This window comes from Ancylobacter sp. (assembly GCF_965279025.1).
In the GTDB taxonomy this organism is placed as follows: domain Bacteria; phylum Pseudomonadota; class Alphaproteobacteria; order Rhizobiales; family Xanthobacteraceae; genus Ancylobacter.
Genome location: NZ_OZ257132.1, coordinates 3,152,496 through 3,167,876, shown reverse-complemented (window position 1 = coordinate 3,167,876; position 15,381 = coordinate 3,152,496). Strand labels below are relative to the sequence as shown.

The 15,381-nt window shown below is 68.9% G+C and carries 18 protein-coding genes; 9 read left to right on the top strand and 9 right to left on the bottom strand.

The window, feature by feature from the left end; translation table 11 throughout:
- Positions 1-132: 132 nt before the first annotated feature.
- From ACQY76_RS14625 to ACQY76_RS14605, 5 genes are read right to left on the bottom strand one after another with little or no spacing between them, the layout of a single operon-like run.
- Positions 133-903, bottom strand: coding sequence for an amino acid ABC transporter ATP-binding protein (locus ACQY76_RS14625; protein WP_428029467.1), 771 nt, complete (start codon positions 901-903; stop codon positions 133-135).
- Entirely contained in the window at positions 900-1,688 is a 789-nt protein-coding gene (locus tag ACQY76_RS14620; RefSeq protein ID WP_428029466.1) for an ABC transporter permease, read from the bottom strand. The genes ACQY76_RS14625 and ACQY76_RS14620 overlap by 4 nt, the downstream gene beginning before the upstream one ends.
- Complete coding sequence (locus tag ACQY76_RS14615) at positions 1,685-2,419, bottom strand: ABC transporter permease (RefSeq protein ID WP_428029465.1); 735 nt, start codon at positions 2,417-2,419, stop codon at positions 1,685-1,687. The genes ACQY76_RS14620 and ACQY76_RS14615 overlap by 4 nt, the downstream gene beginning before the upstream one ends.
- Before the next feature lie 25 nt (positions 2,420-2,444).
- Positions 2,445-3,290, bottom strand: coding sequence for a transporter substrate-binding domain-containing protein (locus tag ACQY76_RS14610; RefSeq protein WP_428029464.1), 846 nt, complete (start codon positions 3,288-3,290; stop codon positions 2,445-2,447).
- A gap of 33 nt (positions 3,291-3,323) precedes the next feature.
- Positions 3,324-4,643: an NtaA/DmoA family FMN-dependent monooxygenase gene (locus ACQY76_RS14605; protein ID WP_428029463.1), complete on the bottom strand. Its 1,320-nt coding sequence runs from the start codon at positions 4,641-4,643 to the stop codon at positions 3,324-3,326.
- 223 nt (positions 4,644-4,866) lie between these two features.
- On the opposite strand from ACQY76_RS14605, the gene ACQY76_RS14600 reads away from it, so the two are divergent.
- On the top strand, positions 4,867-5,697 hold the full coding sequence (locus ACQY76_RS14600; protein ID WP_428029462.1) for an isocitrate lyase/PEP mutase family protein: 831 nt from the start codon (positions 4,867-4,869) through the stop codon (positions 5,695-5,697).
- Between the two features lie 223 nt (positions 5,698-5,920).
- Here the strand turns inward: ACQY76_RS14600 and ACQY76_RS14595 are convergent, their stop codons facing one another.
- Complete coding sequence (locus tag ACQY76_RS14595) at positions 5,921-7,120, bottom strand: Mrp/NBP35 family ATP-binding protein (protein WP_428029461.1); 1,200 nt, start codon at positions 7,118-7,120, stop codon at positions 5,921-5,923.
- Between the two features lie 261 nt (positions 7,121-7,381).
- Between ACQY76_RS14595 and ACQY76_RS14590 the strand changes: the two genes are divergently transcribed.
- The 4 genes from ACQY76_RS14590 to ACQY76_RS14575 all read left to right on the top strand — a co-directional run bounded on the left by ACQY76_RS14590 (position 7,382) and on the right by ACQY76_RS14575 (position 9,970).
- Positions 7,382-8,158 (top strand): lysine/arginine/ornithine ABC transporter substrate-binding protein, encoded by a 777-nt coding sequence (locus tag ACQY76_RS14590; RefSeq protein ID WP_428029460.1) that lies wholly within the window; start codon positions 7,382-7,384, stop codon positions 8,156-8,158.
- A gap of 77 nt (positions 8,159-8,235) precedes the next feature.
- Complete coding sequence (locus ACQY76_RS14585) at positions 8,236-8,958, top strand: ABC transporter permease (RefSeq protein ID WP_428029459.1); 723 nt, start codon at positions 8,236-8,238, stop codon at positions 8,956-8,958.
- Complete coding sequence (locus ACQY76_RS14580) at positions 8,958-9,707, top strand: ABC transporter permease (protein ID WP_428029458.1); 750 nt, start codon at positions 8,958-8,960, stop codon at positions 9,705-9,707. The genes ACQY76_RS14585 and ACQY76_RS14580 overlap by 1 nt, the downstream gene beginning before the upstream one ends.
- 20 nt (positions 9,708-9,727) lie before the next feature.
- Complete coding sequence (locus ACQY76_RS14575; protein ID WP_428029457.1) at positions 9,728-9,970, top strand: hypothetical protein; 243 nt, start codon at positions 9,728-9,730, stop codon at positions 9,968-9,970.
- A 20-nt stretch (positions 9,971-9,990) separates the two neighbouring features.
- Here ACQY76_RS14575 and ACQY76_RS14570 read toward each other — a convergent pair whose 3' ends face one another.
- The 3 genes from ACQY76_RS14570 to cobT all read right to left on the bottom strand — a co-directional run bounded on the left by ACQY76_RS14570 (position 9,991) and on the right by cobT (position 12,764).
- Positions 9,991-10,626 carry a uracil-DNA glycosylase family protein gene (locus tag ACQY76_RS14570; RefSeq protein ID WP_428029456.1) on the bottom strand — a complete coding sequence of 212 codons (636 nt, stop codon included), beginning with the start codon at positions 10,624-10,626 and terminating at the stop codon, positions 9,991-9,993.
- A 446-nt stretch (positions 10,627-11,072) separates the two neighbouring features.
- Positions 11,073-11,624, bottom strand: coding sequence for a thermonuclease family protein (locus ACQY76_RS14565; RefSeq protein WP_428029455.1), 552 nt, complete (start codon positions 11,622-11,624; stop codon positions 11,073-11,075).
- Positions 11,625-11,741: 117 nt separating this feature from the next.
- A complete protein-coding gene (cobT, locus tag ACQY76_RS14560) occupies positions 11,742-12,764 on the bottom strand; it encodes a nicotinate-nucleotide--dimethylbenzimidazole phosphoribosyltransferase (RefSeq protein WP_428029454.1) in 1,023 nt (340 codons plus the stop codon).
- A gap of 150 nt (positions 12,765-12,914) precedes the next feature.
- Here cobT and bluB point away from each other — a divergent pair, with 150 nt between their 5' ends.
- The 4 genes from bluB (at position 12,915) to ACQY76_RS14540 (ending at position 15,372) form a co-directional block, all read left to right on the top strand.
- Positions 12,915-13,592, top strand: a complete 678-nt coding sequence (gene bluB, locus ACQY76_RS14555) for a 5,6-dimethylbenzimidazole synthase (RefSeq protein WP_428029453.1) — start codon at positions 12,915-12,917, stop codon at positions 13,590-13,592.
- A 15-nt stretch (positions 13,593-13,607) separates the two neighbouring features.
- On the top strand, positions 13,608-14,390 hold the full coding sequence (gene cobS, locus ACQY76_RS14550; protein ID WP_428029452.1) for an adenosylcobinamide-GDP ribazoletransferase: 783 nt from the start codon (positions 13,608-13,610) through the stop codon (positions 14,388-14,390).
- Positions 14,391-14,467: 77 nt separating this feature from the next.
- Complete coding sequence (locus tag ACQY76_RS14545; protein ID WP_428029451.1) at positions 14,468-14,650, top strand: DUF1289 domain-containing protein; 183 nt, start codon at positions 14,468-14,470, stop codon at positions 14,648-14,650.
- The gene (locus tag ACQY76_RS14540; protein WP_428029450.1) at positions 14,647-15,372 is read left to right on the top strand and encodes a TIGR02281 family clan AA aspartic protease; all 726 of its coding nucleotides are present in this window, start codon (positions 14,647-14,649) and stop codon (positions 15,370-15,372) included. The genes ACQY76_RS14545 and ACQY76_RS14540 overlap by 4 nt, the downstream gene beginning before the upstream one ends.
- The last annotated feature ends 9 nt before the right edge of the window (positions 15,373-15,381 follow it).

The following is a 15,381-nucleotide window of genomic DNA, read 5'->3' as shown; positions in this document are numbered from 1 at the left end:
GCCTCAGAAAGCGTCATCCCGGAAGGACCGCAGGTCCTGTCCGGGATCGCGTTTCTGACGGGGTACGATCCCGGCTCTGCGCCTCCGGCGGCGGCCGGGATGACGGTCGCCTAAGCACCGTCGCGGTAGGCCTCAGCGCAATATCTGCGCGAGGAAATGGCGCAGCCGCTCGCTCTTCGGCGCCGCGAAGAAGTCCTGCGCCCCGCCCTCTTCGACGATGGTTCCCCGGTCCATGAACACGCAACGGTCGGCGACCCGGCGGGCGAAGCCCATCTCATGGGTGACGCAGATCATGGTGACGCCGCTGGCGGCCAGTTCTTCCAGCACGCCGAGCACCTCGTTCACCATTTCCGGGTCGAGCGCCGAGGTCGGCTCGTCGAACAGCAGGATGCGCGGCTCCATGCACAGCGCGCGGGCGATGGCGACGCGCTGCTGCTGCCCGCCCGACAGGCGCGACGGATATTTGCCGGCGTGATCGGCAAGGCCGACCCGCTCCAGATGGCGCAGGGCGAGCTTTTCGGCCTGCGGCTTCGACAGGCCGCGATTGAGCCGGGGCGCCAGCATGCAGTTTTCCAGCGCCGTGATGTGCGGGAACAGGTTGAAGTGCTGGAACACCATGCCGACTTCCTGCCGGACATCCTGCACGGTGCCCTCATCGGCCGTCAGTTCGATGCCGTTGACGATGATGCGGCCGGCATTGTGGCGCTCCAGCGCATTGATGCAGCGGATCAGCGTCGACTTGCCGGAGCCGGAGGGGCCGCAAATCACCAGCTTCTCGCCGCGCCGCACCTCCAGATCGACACCGTCGAGCGCGCGATGCGTGCCGTAGAGTTTCACCAGCCCGGAAAGGGCGATGGCGGGGGTGGGGTGCGCGAAAGCGTGATCGGTTGCGGACGGGTTCACGACGCCTCCTTGCCCAGGGCGACGGGGCGCGGCGCCGGGCCGACGCTGAGGGAGGACGCCGGCGCAGCCACCGACGCGCCAATGGCCGTCTCGGCGTTGTGGCGGTCCAGCCAGCGGCCCCAGCCGGCAAAGGCGAGGCGGATCAGGTTCACATAGGCCCAGTACAGCGCCGCCGCGCACAGAATGGGCGTGAACGGGTCATAGGTCTGCTCGAAGATGCCGTTGGCCACCGCCGTGAGGTCGGTCAGCGTCACCACGGAGACGATCGCCGTGCCCTTCACGAAGCTCACCACCTCGTTCTGGTAGGCCTTCAGCCCGTAGCGCATGGCCAGCGGCATCTTCACCCAGATGAAGATATTGCGCCTGGTGATGCCGAGCGCCTCGCTGGCCTCGACGATGCCATGCGGCACCGCCAGCAGGCTCCCGCGCAGGATCTCCGCCATATAGGCGGCGTGGTTGAGCCCGAAGGCGACCAGCGCGCAGCCGAGCGGCGAGCCGAACAGCAGCCAGAGCGGGCCGTTGCGCAGGGATTCGATCTGGCCGAGGCCGTAATAGACGAGATAGAGCAGGATCAGCACCGGCGCGCCGCGAAAGAACACCACGAAGATTTCCGCCGGCAGCGACAGCCAGCGCCGTTCCGACATGCGCGCGAAGCAGACGGGAAAGGCCAGCGCCAGCCCGAGCGCCATGGGCAGCACGGTGACCAGCACCGTGACCTTCAGCCCCTGCAGCAGCGCCGGCAGGCTCTCCCAGGCGAGGGCGAGGTCGATGGGCAATGCGCTCATGCCTCCATCCCGGCAGCCGCCCTTCCCTGCGCCGGGTCGCGGCGCTGGCCCCGGTCGAGCCGGATTTCCAGCCAGGTTCCGAGCTTGAGCGTGAGCGCACTGAAGGCGATGAAGACGAGGGCCGTGGCGATGAAGAACAGGAAGGGCTCCTTGGTCGCCCCGGCGGCGATCTTGGCGCTGGCGACCAGATCCTGCAGGCCGGCGAGCGAGACCAGCGGCGTCTCCTTGAGCATGAAGCTCCACACATTGACGAGGCCGGGCAATGCCAGCCGCATCGCCTGCGGCAGGATCACCCTGCCCCACAGGATGAAAGGCGGGATCGCCAGCGCGCGGGCCGCCTCGAACTGGCCCTTGGGCAGGTTGGCGATGGCACCGCGCACCAGCTCGGCGACATAGGAGGCATAGACGATGGCGAGCGCGGCGACACCGGCGCCGAAGGGCGAGATGTCGATGCTGGCGCCGAACTCGCCCAGCGCCGCCGACAGCATGGCGCTGCCGCCGTAATAGACGAGGAAGATCACCAGCAGTGAGGGCACGCCCATGAAGATGGAGGCGTAGACGCGCCACAGCGCCGTGATGATCCGGCTGCGCGACAGCGTCGCCACCCCGATCAGCACGCCGAGCGTGAAGGCGAGCGCGAAGCTGGCGAGGAACAGCTCCAGCGTGATGAGCGCCCCCTCGCCGAGCTGGCGCAGATAGCCTGCGATGTCGGCGGGGGAGAGATTCGTCATGCGCCGTTCTCCGCCCGGGGCGTGATCAGTTGGTCTTCTCGCAGGCCGCTTCCGCCGCGAGCGTGGCCACCGGCACGTATTTCTTGCGGATGGTGGTGTAGGTGCAGTCCTTGATCATCTCGGCCAGCGCCGTGTTGACGCGCTTGACCAGCGCTTCGCTCTTCTTCGGGAAGATCCAGCTATAGCCGCGCTCGGCCTCGGGGATGGACGGGTCGCCCAGCCAGTGGTCGCCGCCGGCGAGCATGTAGTCCTTGCCCTCGGGCTTGGCGATCAGCTCCAGCGTCCAGTTGATCTTGGAATCGAACACCAGATCGAGCCGGCCGGCGAGCAGGTCCAGCTTCATCTGGTCGGGGTTGTCGTAATAGACCTCGACGAAGGTGTCCTTGCCGAAATGCTTGTGGATATAGGGCACCATGGAGGCGCCGCGCTGCAGCGCGATGCGCAGGCCCTTGCCGGTGACGCCCTCCTTGGTGAGCGTCAGGTTGCTGTCCTTCTTCACGATGAAGGTCGCCGGATTATAGACGATCGGCGTGGCGAACAGCGCCTTCTCGACCCGCTCGGGGGTGGGCGAAATCTGGGTGACGATGCCGTCGAACTTGCCCTGCAGCATGGAGGGGATCAGCGCCTTGAAATCCATGACCACGATCTCGCAGTCGGCGCCGATGCGCTTGCACATCTCGCGCGCCAGCTCGGGCTCCATGCCGGTGAGGTTGCCGGAGGAATCGACCATGGAGAAGGGCGGATAGACCCCTTCATTGCCGAGCTTCAGCTTCTCGGCCGAGGCGGCCGACAGGCCGGCGCCCAGCACGAGGACACTGAGGGCGAGGCAACCGGCCCGGCGGAGATGATGATGCGGAAGGCGTGAGATCATCGGCGTCTTTCCATGAGAGGGACGGTTGAGGGGTCAGAATTCGGTGAGGGTGTCGCGCAGATGCTGGTGGGCGTAGGCGCGGCGCGTGAGGCCCCGGCGCTGCAGCACCGGCACCAGCCCGTCGGTGATGGTGGCGACCGAGCGGCGCGAGACATCGCCGAGGGCGATGAGGAAGCCGTCGCCACCGATCTCCTCCATGATCTCGTCCATCTGGCTGGCGACGCTGTCCGGCGTGCCGACCACGTCGACGCAATAGCCGCCGCTCACATGGTCGATCATCGCCTCGCGCAGCGGCTTGTCGCCGGCGCGGGTGAGGAATTGCGACAGGCTCGACTGGTGGCCATTGGTGGTGAGGGTGAGCTGGCTCACCGGCGTATCGAGATCGAGGCTGGAGAGATCGAGATTGGTGCTCCAGCCGAAGCGGGCCATGCGGGCGTTGAGGTTCTGCGCGGCGGAGACGCGGCGCTGGTCGGCGGCCCATTTCGCCTGGTCCTCGGTCTCGGCGACGATGGGCGAGAGCAGGAACAGGATCTTGCAGTCATCCGGGTTGCGGCCCATCCCCGCCATCTGCGCGCGGACATCGTCGCGGTACTGCTTCATGGCGGCGACGCCGCTCGGCGCGGCGACGATGGTGTCGGCATGGGTGGCGGCGATCTTGCGCCCGCTCTTCGAGCCGCCGGCCTGCGCGATCACCGGCAGGCCCTGCGGGCAGGGCCCGGAATTGAGCGGCCCGCGCGAGGCGTAATGGGCGCCCTTGTAATCGATGGTGTGGACCTTGGCGGGGTCGATCAGCACGCCCTTCTCATGGTCGTCGAGGATGGCGCCGGGCTCCCACGAACCCCAAAGGCTCTTGACGATGTCGATGTATTCCTCCGCCATCACGTAGCGCTGGTCGTGCTCGGGCAGCTTGTCATTGCCGAAATTCTGGGCGGAGAAGTCCGACGAGCCGGTGACCATGTTCCAGCCGGCACGCCCGCCGGAAATCTGGTCGAGCGAGGAGACGATGCGGGCGGTGAGGTAGGGGTGATAGGCGAAGGTCGACAGCGTCGGCACGATGCCGAGCTTGCGGGTGGAGGCCGCCAGCAGCGTCGCCACCACGCTCGGCTCCTGCCGGGGCACGCAGATGCCGCCCTTCAGGAAGATGTCGCGCGAATTCTGCCAGTTCTCGCCGACATAGATCGAATCCTCGATGAGGAGATAATCGAAGCACGCGCGCTCCATGGCCCGCACGAGGTCGACGAACAGATCGGCGGTCATCCAGTCCTGGCCGATATTGCCGGTCCACGGCTCGCCCCAGGCCTGAATGCTCGAACCCTGCAGAAACCAGGCGAGATGAAAGGGATTCGCCGCCATGCACGCTACCTCTTGCTGAATCGACGCATCGGCTTCCGCCGAGACGTCCCGGAGGTTAAGGCGGCGGGCGGCGCGGGGAGTATCGCCAAGAGGCGAAGCTTGCTTGTCTGCCCGGGAAATAAGCCTGCCTAAAAAATATTCAGAACACCCATGACAGGTAAGATGTTCTTTCTTTGTTCCCGTGCCACTGCTAGCGTCGGGCCACATGGATGGAGACCCGCCGATGGACGACAAGGCCCGCCGTTTCCGCGCCCTGCATGAAGGCCCCGGCGCGTTCATCCTGCCCAACCCGTGGGACGCCGGCACCGCGCGCATCCTCGCCGCCTGCGGCTTTGCCGCGCTGGCCACCACCAGCGCCGGCTTGGCGTTCGCGGGCGGTGTGCGCGACGGCGGCACGAGCCGCGACGACATGCTGGCCCATTGCGCGCTGATCGTCGGCGCCACGCCCTTGCCGGTGTCGGCCGATCTGGAGAACGGTTTTGGTGATTCCCCCGAGGCGGTGGCCGAGACCATCCACGCCGCGGCCGCCGTGGGGCTGGCCGGCGGTTCGATCGAGGACCATACCGGCCGGCGCGACGCGCCAATCTATGATTTCAGCCTCGCGGTCGAGCGCATCGCGGCCGCAGTGGAAGCGCGGCAGGCATTGCCGGGCGATTTCGTGCTCACCGCGCGGGCCGAGAATTTCCTGTGGGGCCGGCCCGATCTCGACGACACCATCCGCCGGCTTCAGGCCTTCGAGGCGGCGGGCGCCGACGTGCTCTACGCGCCGGGACTGCCGGACATCGATGCGGTGCGCGCCGTGTGTTCGGCGGTGTCGCGGCCGGTGAACGTGGTCATCGGCATTGGCGCGGCGCGCTTCACGAGGGACGAACTCGCCGCCGCCGGGGTGCGGCGCATCAGCATCGGCTCCAGCCTCGCACGCCTCGCCTATGGCCGCTTCGCCCGCGCGGCGCAGGCGATGCAGCGCGAGGGCCGCTTCGATTTCCTCGACGAGGCGATGGGCTTTGCCGAGATCGAGGCCTTCTTCACCTCGTTCGCGGCGCGGGAGCGATAGGCGCGGGAGCGATAGGTTGGAAGCACCGAGAGGCCAGCAACACCGACAGGCGGGAAAAGCCGTCAGGTGGGCGAGGCCTATCCGCACGGCCGGTCGGCGCTGGGCGAGGAGCGGCGCCAAGCCTTGCTCACACCAAACCTTGCTCGCGCCTGGCCTTGCTCGGGCCTAGCCTCCCTCGCGCCAAGCCTTGCTCACACCAAGCCTTGCTCGCGCAAAACCGCCCTCACCCCTCCATGACGATGCGCGGCGCCGGGCGGGCGGAGCTGCGGCGGCCGGCCAGCGATTCGCGCACCGCATTGGCGATGGAGCGGTAGATTTCCGCCTCCGGGCTGTCCGGCCGGGTCGCCACGACCGGCCTGCCGGCATCCGAGGTCTCGCGGATCGACATCTGCAGCGGCACTTCGCCAAGGAAAGGCACGCCGAGCCGCTGCGCCTCGTGCCGCGCCCCGCCATGGCCGAACACGTCGGACCGCGTGCCGCAATGCGGGCACATGAAATAGCTCATGTTCTCCACGACGCCGAGCACCGGCACGTTCACCTTCTGGAACATGGCGACGCCGCGCCGCGCGTCGATGAGCGCAAGGTCCTGCGGCGTGGAGACGATGACGGCGCCGGCCAGCGGCACCTGCTGCGCCATGGTGAGCTGCGCATCGCCGGTTCCGGGCGGCATGTCGACGACAAGAATGTCGAGCGGCGCCCAGTTCACTTCCTTCAGCATCTGGCTGATGGCCGACATCACCATCGGCCCGCGCCAGATCATCGGCGTCTCTTCCTCGACCATGAAGCCGATGGACATCACCTTGAGGCCGAAGGCCTGCATCGGCGTGATCATCCGGCCGTTCACCTCGGGCCGGCCCTTCAGCCCCATCAGGCGCGGCACGGAGGGGCCGTAAATGTCGGCGTCGAGCAGCCCGACCTTCAGCCCGAAGGAGGCGAGGCCCAGCGCGAGATTGGCCGCCAGCGTCGACTTGCCAACGCCGCCCTTGCCGGAGGCGACGGCGATGATGGCGCCGACGCCCGGCAGGCCCGGCGCTCCCTTCTGCGGATCGGCCGGCGGCGCGGCGTGGGAATGTCCGGCATGCGAATGGCCGGCATGCGAATGGCCGGCATGCGAATGGCCGCCTTGCGCGGGCGCACGCGCCGACGCCGGCGTATGCGACGCGATCGGGGGCAGGCCCGCCTTGCGCTCGGCGGTGAGCGCCACCAGCGCCGAGGTGACGCCGGGCGTGCCGCGCACCGTGCGCTCGACGGCGGCGCGCACCGGCTCCCACGCCTTCGCCTCCGCCGCGTCGACGGTGATGGACATGTAGACCTTGCCGTCCGAGACGAGGATGTCCGACAGCACGCCGGCCTCGGTCACAGGGCGGCCATCGGGGCCGGAAACCTGCGCCAGCCGTGCCTTTACGTCGTCTGCCGTGGCCATTGCGCGCTCCTCTTCACCGGACGTCAGTCATGGGACGTGGAGTGTGGTGAGACACCAGCCCGGCCAAGGCGTCAACCCGTGCGGCCCCGTCGCCCGATCGGCGCCGCTTATGGCGCTGCAATGCACACAAATGGGTCAGTTCGACTTTCTGGCTAGGGATGCGGCACCCCCGTTGCACTCGCTTCGGAAATAGTGCCAGCATGGGTTGCCGGAAATCACAGAACAGCCGGCCCCGTGCAAGAGCTTCCAGAGGGGAACATCATGAGCCTCGTTACCCGAATAGCGGCCGCGGCCCTTCTCGTCACGGCGATGGCCGGCGGCGCTTCGGCCAAGGAATGGAAAACCGTCCGCATCGGCACCGAGGGGGCCTACCCGCCCTTCAACTACATCGACAAGGGCGAGCTGAAGGGCTTCGACGTCGAAATCGGCAAGGCCCTCTGCGAGAAGATGAAGGTGACCTGCACCTTCACCGCGCAGGATTGGGACGGCATCATCCCCGCGCTGCTCGCCGGCAAATACGACGCCATCGTCGCCTCGATGTCGATCACCGAAGAGCGCAAGCAGCAGATCGCCTTCACCAACAAATACTACAAGACCGCCGCCATCTTCGCCGCCGCCAAGGACAGCAAGATCACCGACACCTCGCCGGCCGCGCTCAAGGGCAAGGTGCTGGGCGCGCAGGCTTCCACCATCCACTCGAACTACCTCGAGGACATCTATGCCAAGGCCGGCGCCGAGGTGAAGCTGTACGGCAAGCAGGACGAGGCCAATCTCGACCTCGCCAACGGTCGCCTCGACGCGGTGCTGGCCGACAAGATCGTGCTGCTGGAATGGCTGAATTCCAAGGAAGGCACCTGCTGCAAATTCGTCGGCGCCGACCACACCGACGCGAAATATTTCGGCGAGGGCATCGGCATCGGCATCGGCAAGGGCGATCCCGACCTCGTGGCGATGTTCAACAAGGCGATCGACGAGATCGTCGCCGACGGCACCTACAAGACCATCAACGACAAGTACTTTCCCTTCAGCGTCTACTGACGCGCCTGCCGTGGCGCCGTTCCGGCCGGGCCGGGGCGGCGCCTGTTCGTCGATGACCGTGGGGCGCGCCATCCGTCATGCTGAATTTCCTTGAGCTGCTCTCCTTCGGCCCGAATGGCTGGGGAGACGAGATCGCCAAGGGCGCGCTGCTCACCATCGAGCTGGCCGTCGTCACCCTGCCGGTGGGCATCGTCATCGGCCTCGCCGTGGCGCTGGCCAAGGATTCGAATTCGCGCCTGCTGCGCGCGGTCGGCGACCTCTACACCACGGTGTTCCGGGGCCTGCCGGAGCTGCTGACGCTGTTCATCGTCTATTATGGCGGGCAGATGCTGCTCACCCGCATCGCCAATTACCTGGTCGAGGGCGCCGCCATCGAGGTGAACCAGTTCGTCGCCGGCGTGGTGGCGCTCGGCCTCGTGCTCGGCGCCTTCTCCAGCGAAGTGCTGCTCGCCGCCATCCGCGCCGTGCCCAAGGGCCAGAAGGAGGCGGCCTCCGCGCTCGGCCTCTCGGGCTGGAGCACCTTCCGGCTGGTGACCTTCCCGCAGCTCTGGCGCGTCGCCCTGCCGGGCCTTTCCAACAACTGGATGGTGCTGCTGAAGGACACCTCGCTGGTCTCGGTGATCGCCATCAGCGACCTGATGCGCCAGACTTCGATCGCGGTGGGAGTGACCAAGCAGCCCTTCTTCTTCTACCTCGTCGCCTGCCTCATCTACCTCGTGTTCTCCGGGCTTTCGAGCATCGTGTTCACCGCGCTGGAGAACCGGGCCTCGCGCGGCTTCAAGCGCGTGGGAGGCCATTGATGGAATCCTTTCTCGGATCGCTGGGCGACGGCTTCCTGTGGACGATGAGCCTGATCGGCCTCAACGCCGACCTCATGTCGCGCTACGGCCTGCGCTTCCTCGACGGCGTCTGGGTGACGCTGCAGCTGGTGGGGCTGTCGGTGCTGTTCGGCGGGCTGCTCGCGCTGCCGCTGGCCATCGCCCGGGTGGAGGGCGGCAAGTTCCTCGGCCGCGCGGCCTTCACCTATTCCTATTTCTTCCGCGGCACGCCGCTGCTGGCGCAGACCTTCCTGGTCTATTACGGCGCCGGCCAGTTCCGCGAGCAGCTGACCGATATCGGCCTGTGGTGGTTCTTCCGCGACGCCTTCAACTGCGCGGTGTTCACCTTCACCCTCAACACCGCCGCCTACCAGTCGGAAATCCTGCGCGGCGGCATCCAGACCCTGCCGGTCGGCCAGATGGAGGCGGCGCAGGCGCTCGGCCTGTCGCGCGTGCTGGCCTATCGCAAGATCGTGCTGCCGCAGGCGATCGCGGTGGGCCTGCGCCCGCTCGGCAATGAGCTGGTGCTGATGATCAAGGCCAGCGCCATCGCTTCCGTCATCACGGTGTACGACCTGATGGGCGTCACCCGCCTCGCCTTCTCCCGCTCCTACGACATGGAGGTCTATCTCTGGGCGGCGGTGCTATACCTGCTGATGGTGGAGATCATCCGCCGCGTGTGGAACGTGCTGGAGCGACGGCTGAACCGGCACCTGCTGGTGTCGCGCTAGCGCAACCGGAGGGAAAGCCAATGTCGCTGGCCGAAGAAGCCTGGCGTGTCTTCGTGAGGAAGGACGGGCTGGACGAGAATGACGAACCCTTGCACCCGATCATCGCCTACCTCTCCGGCTTCGGCCTGAAATTCCAGGCGGAGGAAGCCGTGCTGAAGCAGCTGGACGACGCCGACTATCTCGTCGTCTCCTCCGACCGGATCGAGCCGGACGCCATCGCGAAAGCCAATCTCCAGGCCGAGCAGGTGATCCGCGAGCCGTGAGGCGCGAGCCCTAAGCAGAGTTAGCCGAGCAGCCGCGCCACCTCGGCGCGCAGCACCGGCACGAGTTCCTCCTCGAACCAGGGATGGCGCTTCAGCCAGCCGGTGTTGCGCCAGGAGGGGTGCGGCAGCGGCAGGAGGCGCGGGCCCTGCCGCGCCTGCCAGATCTCGCGCCAGCGCTCCACCCGCTCGGTCAGGCCGCCCCCAGCGAAACGCTCCAGCCCCAGTCGCTTCAGGTGATAGGCCTGCGCGGAGGCCCCCACCGCCACCACCAGATCGAACGGCGCCCGCGCGGCAAACAGCCGGTCGTGCCAGAGGCTGGCGCATTCGCGGCGCGGCGGCAGGTCGCCGCCCTTGGCGTCCTGCCCGGGAAAGCAGAAGCCCATGGCGGCGACGGCGATGCGGTTGGAATCATAGAATGTCTCGGCGTCGACGCCGAGCCAGGAGCGCAGCCGATCGCCGGACGCATCGGTGAAGGATTTGCCGGAGGCGTGCACCTTCGTCCCCGGCGCCTGCCCGGCAATGAGGATGCGGGCCTTCGGGCCGACATGCAGCACCGGCCGCGGCGCATGCGGCAGCGGCTTGCCCCGCGGCGTCTCCAGGCAGAAGCGGCAGGTGCGGATATCGGCGAGCAAGCTGTCGAGCAGGTCGGGCGGCATGGGGGATAGATAGGGAGGCGGGCGTCTTCCGCCATCCCGTCCACCGTCATGGCCGGGCTTGGCCCGGCCATCCACGACTTTCCTCGTCGCGTCGCAAGCAGCCGTCGAAGAAGTTGATCCTCGGGCCAGGTCCGGCGATGACGTTGCTCGGGTCACGTCGTCGCTCTGCCGTTCATAGCCGGGACGGATCGAATACCTCTCGCGCCGAGAACTGCTTACGCGGAAGATACCCCTCGCGCCGTCACGGCCGACCCAAGCCCCCTCCTGCCCGATCGCCGTCATCCTGAGGTGCGGGCCGAAGGCCAGCCTCGAAGGATGCCCATGGCGGAACGGGAGACCATCCTTCGAGGCTCGCTTCGCTCGCCCCTCAGGATGACGGTGCGTGCCGGTCTTAACGACGGCACCTCAGGGCGACGCTACGTCGTGGTCCCGACGACGGCGTCCCCTTACTCCGCCGGGCGGGGATGCCGCGCCCGCCAGTCCGCCGGCATGTCGAACGGGCCGGACCAGATGCCTGCGCCCGCCGCCCGCGCGGCCCGCTCCTCGGCCCGGTACGACAGCCCCAGCGCCACCGCCCATCCCTGCCGCACCAGTTCCGCCCCGATGTCGGCACCCTCGACAGCACAGCGCGCGACGGCGCGGCCATAGCGATCCTCGTCCACCGGGCGGCAGCTCACCTCGCCCCGCGCGACAAGGGCAGCCAGCGCCCCCCGCGCCTTCATCCCGCACGGCCAGGCCTTCATCCCCTCGCCGCACTCCTGATGCAGTTCCGGCGCGTCGATGCCGTCTAACCGCACCCGCTCGCCCTCGATCTCAAGGCTGTCGCCATCCGCCACCCGCACCGCACCGGTGAGCGGGGGGATGACGCGCTCGACCACCAGCGTCACCACGATCAGCACCAGCGCGAGGAGGATCCCCCGCAGGGTCTGCGGCCGCCAGCCGCGCGGAGGGCGCGAGCCGCGCGTGCGGCGCGGAGAGGTCAGGTTGTCGAGCCGCATGGCGTCATCCCGGCCGCAGCGAAGCGCAGAGCCGGGATCGCGCGCCGGTTCGCCGCGATCCCGGCTCGGCCTGCGGCCGTCCGGGATGACGGCAATCCCCGAACCGCTTCATCGCCCTCACCCCTCCGCCACGCCCGCCTCGGCAAAGGTCGCCATGCCGCCATGGCAGGCGAGCGCCGACTTGATGATGCCGATGGACAGCGCCGCGCCGGAACCCTCGCCGAGCCGCATGTCGAGATCGAGCAGCGGGCGCAGGCCCAGCCGCTCCAGCACCGCGCGATGCGCCGGCTCGGCCGAGACATGGCCGGCAAGGCAATGGTCGAGCGCGGTGGGGTCCAGCGCCTTCAGCACGGCGGCGGCGGCGGTCACCACATAGCCGTCGAGCACCACCGGCACGCGCTGCAGCCGCGCGGCGAGGATGGCGCCGGCCATCGCCGCCACCTCGCGCCCGCCCAGCTTGCGCAGAACCTCCAGCGGATCGTCGAGCTGGCCCCTGCAGCGCGCCACCGCCGCGCGCACCGCCTCCACCTTGCGGGCCAGCACCTCGCCGGTGGCGCCGGTGCCGGGGCCGACCCAGTCCTGCGCCTGCCCGCCATAAAGCCCGTGGAAGATGGCGGCGGCCACCGTGGTGTTGCCAATGCCCATCTCGCCCAGGCACAGAAGGTCCGGCTCGCCCGCCAGCGCTTCCATGCCGAAGGCCATGGTGGCGGCGCATTCGGCCTCGGTGAGCGCGTCCTTCTCCACGATATCGGGCGTCGGCACATCGAGCGCGAGATCGAACACCCGCAGCCCGGCGCCGAATACCCCGCAGATCTGGTTCACCGCCGCCTTGCCCGCCGTGAAGGTGGCGACCATCTGCTTGGTCACCTCCGGGGGATAGGGCGAGACGCCGCGCGCCGCCACCCCGTGCGTCGCCGCGAACACCGCCACCGTCGGCCGGTTGATCTGCGGAATCTCGCGCCCCTGCCAGCCGGCGATGTGGATGGCGATTTCCTCCAGCCGCCCCAGCGCGCCGGGCGGCTTGACAAGTTGCCCCTGCCGGGCGGCGGCGGCGGCGCGCGCGTCCATGTCCGGGCCCGGCATCTGGGCGACGAGGTTGCGGATGTCGTCGAAAGGCAGGCCAGTGGCGGAGCGCAGCATGGAAGCCTCAAGCAGCTAAACGGGCGGCGGCCACGGAAGAGTGTCGCCTCGGGCGCGAGGGCGGGGTAGACCCTCACTGACGCACGCGCAACCCTCACGCCCGCAGCCGCGCCCCGAGACGCACGCATGGAGGCCCAAATGGAGGCCCGCATGGAAGCCCGCATGGCCGTTCCCCCGGAAGCCCGCACAGACACGCCGCCGAGCTTCGACGCGGCATTCCGCGCCGGGCTGGAGGCGCTGTTCGCGTGGCGGCGGGATGTGCGCTGCTTCCACACGACACCGCTCGACGAGGCGGAATATGCCGCGCTGCTGGGCGCCGCCTGCCAGGCGCCGAGCGTCGGCTTCAGCCAGCCCTGGCGGCTGGTGCGGGTGCGCGAGGGCGCAAGGCGCGCCGCGATCCGCGCCATTTTCGCGACCTCGAACGCCGCGGCGCTGGCGCTCCAGGCCGATGAGCGCGCAGGGCTCTATGCCCGCCTCAAGCTCGCCGGGCTCGATGACGCGCCCGAGCATCTCGCCGTCTTCGTCGAGCCGCAGCCCGGGACAGGCCACGGCCTCGGCCGTGCCACCATGCCGGAGACGGTGGCCTATTCCGCCGTGCTGGCCATCCACACGCTGTGGCTGGCCGCCGCCGCGCGCGGCATCGGGGTGGGCTGGGTGTCGATCCTCGACCCGCAGCACGTGGTTCGCGCGCTCGATGTGCCGGCGCATTGGCAGCTCGTCGGCTATCTCTGCATCGGCTTTCCCGCCGAAGCCTCGAAAGTGCCGGAGCTGGAGCGCGCGGGATGGGAGCATCGCCTGCCCCTCGCCGACCTGCTGGTCGAGCGCTGAACGGAAAACACGCCCATGCCCCTGCCCATTCTCTCCGACGTTCCGGCCGCGCTGCGCTTCCTCTCGCGGCTGCCGGTGCGCCTGCCCTCGGAAACCGCGCCGGACGGCCCGCCCGACCTCGACCGCCTCGGCCCGGCGCTGCCGATTGCCGGCGCGCTGCTCGGGCTCATCGGCGCCGCGGTGCTGGTCGTCGCCCATGGCATCGGGCTCGGCGATTTCCTCGCCGCCACGCTGGCCGTGGCGGTGCTGGTGGCGATCACCGGCGCGCTGCACGAGGACGGGCTGTCCGATGTCGCGGACGCGCTCGGCGGCATGAGCGTGGCGCGGCGGCTGGAGATCATGAAGGACAGCCGCGTCGGCGCCTTCGGGGTGTGCGCCCTCATCCTCGCCTTCGCCCTGCGCATCGGTGCGCTGGCGGGCCTGCTGGCGGTCGCGCCGCTGGCGGCGGCGGCGGGCCTTGTCGCGGCGGTCGGCGTCTCGCGCCTCGCCGGGCTGTGGATGCTCGCCGCCCTGCCCTTCGCCCGGGCGGACGGCCTCGCCCGCAGCGCCGGGGTGCCGGGCGCAGAGAGCCGGCGGCTGGCGCTGGGCGTCGGTCTCCTCGTTCTCACTGTCCTCATCGTCCCCCTCATCGGCCTCACCGGCCTGATCGGCGGAGCCCTTTTCGGGCTCGTCGCCTACCTCCTCGTGGTCCGCCTTGCGCGCGCCCAATTCGGCGGGCAGACCGGCGATGTCGCCGGAGCCGCGACCCTTCTGGTCGAGATTGCCTTCCTGATCGGTCTGCTTATCTTCGCGCGCTGACGCATTCGCCACCGGCGGCTTAACCGGATCGACAGGAAGATGCGGCAGAGTCAGGCGTCCCTTAGCGTACCGAATCAATGCCCCAAACCCTTTCCACACCTTGCGTTTCCGTCTGCACGCTCGATGCGGTCGGCCGCATCTGCCTCGGCTGCGGCCGCACCCTGGAGGAGATCGGCGCGTGGCGAACGCTCAGCGAAACCGAGCGGCGCGCCATCATGGCCCGCCTGACCCTCCGCCCCGCCGCGGGAGCCGCGCGATGAACGCCGACCGCCTGATGTGGATCGTCGTCATCGGCCTTGCCGGCGGCATCGGCCTCATCTTCTGGACCTCGCGCTATGGCGACATCGCCGGCCTCGGCGCTAACGATCTGGCGCAGCTGGTTTTTTATGGCTCGCTGCTGATGGTGGTGGGGGCCAGCGTGTTCGCGACCCTCACCGGCCGGCTCGGCGAGGCGCTGCGCGCCGCCGCGCTGTGGCTGGTGATTTTTGGCGTGCTGGCGGTGGGCTACACCTACCGCTTCGAACTGCACGCGGTCGCCTACCGCGTGCTCGCCGAGCTGGCGCCGGGCTACGCGGTCCCACTGGCCAAGGATGACGGCCCCGCCGTGGAAGTCGCCCGCGCCCGCGACGGCGATTTCAACGTGCGGGTGGAGGTGAACGGCAACCGCATTCCGATGCTGGTCGACACCGGCGCCTCCAGCGTCGTCCTGACCCCGGAGGACGCGGTCGCCGTCGGCCTGCCGATCGAGTTCCTGCGCTACGACATTCCCATCGACACCGCCAATGGCCGGGGCCGCGCCGCCGCCGTGGTGCTGGACCGCATCGGCATCGCCGGCTCGATCGAGGAACGCGACGTGCCCGCCCTCATCGCCAGCCCCGGCACGCTGAAGCACAGCCTGCTCGGCATGACCTTCCTCTCTCGCCTCGCCAGCTTCGAGATTCGCGGAGAGAAGCTGGTGATGCGCGCCAAGGTGGTGGAGTAGACAGACCCC

Coding starts and splice junctions, on each gene's coding strand:
- ACQY76_RS14605 (WP_428029463.1), bottom strand. CDS start 4,643: ATGGCGGCGAATCCCTTTCATCTCGCCTGGTTTCTGCAGGGTTCGAGC.
- ACQY76_RS14565 (WP_428029455.1), bottom strand. CDS start 11,624: ATGCGGCTCGACAACCTGACCTCTCCGCGCCGCACGCGCGGCTCGCGC.
- bluB (WP_428029453.1), top strand. CDS start 12,915: ATGGAAGCCCGCATGGCCGTTCCCCCGGAAGCCCGCACAGACACGCCG.
- cobT (WP_428029454.1), bottom strand. CDS start 12,764: ATGCTGCGCTCCGCCACTGGCCTGCCTTTCGACGACATCCGCAACCTC.
- ACQY76_RS14595 (WP_428029461.1), bottom strand. CDS start 7,120: ATGGCCACGGCAGACGACGTAAAGGCACGGCTGGCGCAGGTTTCCGGC.
- ACQY76_RS14590 (WP_428029460.1), top strand. CDS start 7,382: ATGAGCCTCGTTACCCGAATAGCGGCCGCGGCCCTTCTCGTCACGGCG.
- ACQY76_RS14575 (WP_428029457.1), top strand. CDS start 9,728: ATGTCGCTGGCCGAAGAAGCCTGGCGTGTCTTCGTGAGGAAGGACGGG.
- ACQY76_RS14580 (WP_428029458.1), top strand. CDS start 8,958: ATGGAATCCTTTCTCGGATCGCTGGGCGACGGCTTCCTGTGGACGATG.
- ACQY76_RS14540 (WP_428029450.1), top strand. CDS start 14,647: ATGAACGCCGACCGCCTGATGTGGATCGTCGTCATCGGCCTTGCCGGC.
- ACQY76_RS14610 (WP_428029464.1), bottom strand. CDS start 3,290: ATGATCTCACGCCTTCCGCATCATCATCTCCGCCGGGCCGGTTGCCTC.
- ACQY76_RS14620 (WP_428029466.1), bottom strand. CDS start 1,688: ATGAGCGCATTGCCCATCGACCTCGCCCTCGCCTGGGAGAGCCTGCCG.
- ACQY76_RS14600 (WP_428029462.1), top strand. CDS start 4,867: ATGGACGACAAGGCCCGCCGTTTCCGCGCCCTGCATGAAGGCCCCGGC.
- ACQY76_RS14615 (WP_428029465.1), bottom strand. CDS start 2,419: ATGACGAATCTCTCCCCCGCCGACATCGCAGGCTATCTGCGCCAGCTC.
- cobS (WP_428029452.1), top strand. CDS start 13,608: ATGCCCCTGCCCATTCTCTCCGACGTTCCGGCCGCGCTGCGCTTCCTC.
- ACQY76_RS14585 (WP_428029459.1), top strand. CDS start 8,236: ATGCTGAATTTCCTTGAGCTGCTCTCCTTCGGCCCGAATGGCTGGGGA.
- ACQY76_RS14570 (WP_428029456.1), bottom strand. CDS start 10,626: ATGCCGCCCGACCTGCTCGACAGCTTGCTCGCCGATATCCGCACCTGC.
- ACQY76_RS14545 (WP_428029451.1), top strand. CDS start 14,468: ATGCCCCAAACCCTTTCCACACCTTGCGTTTCCGTCTGCACGCTCGAT.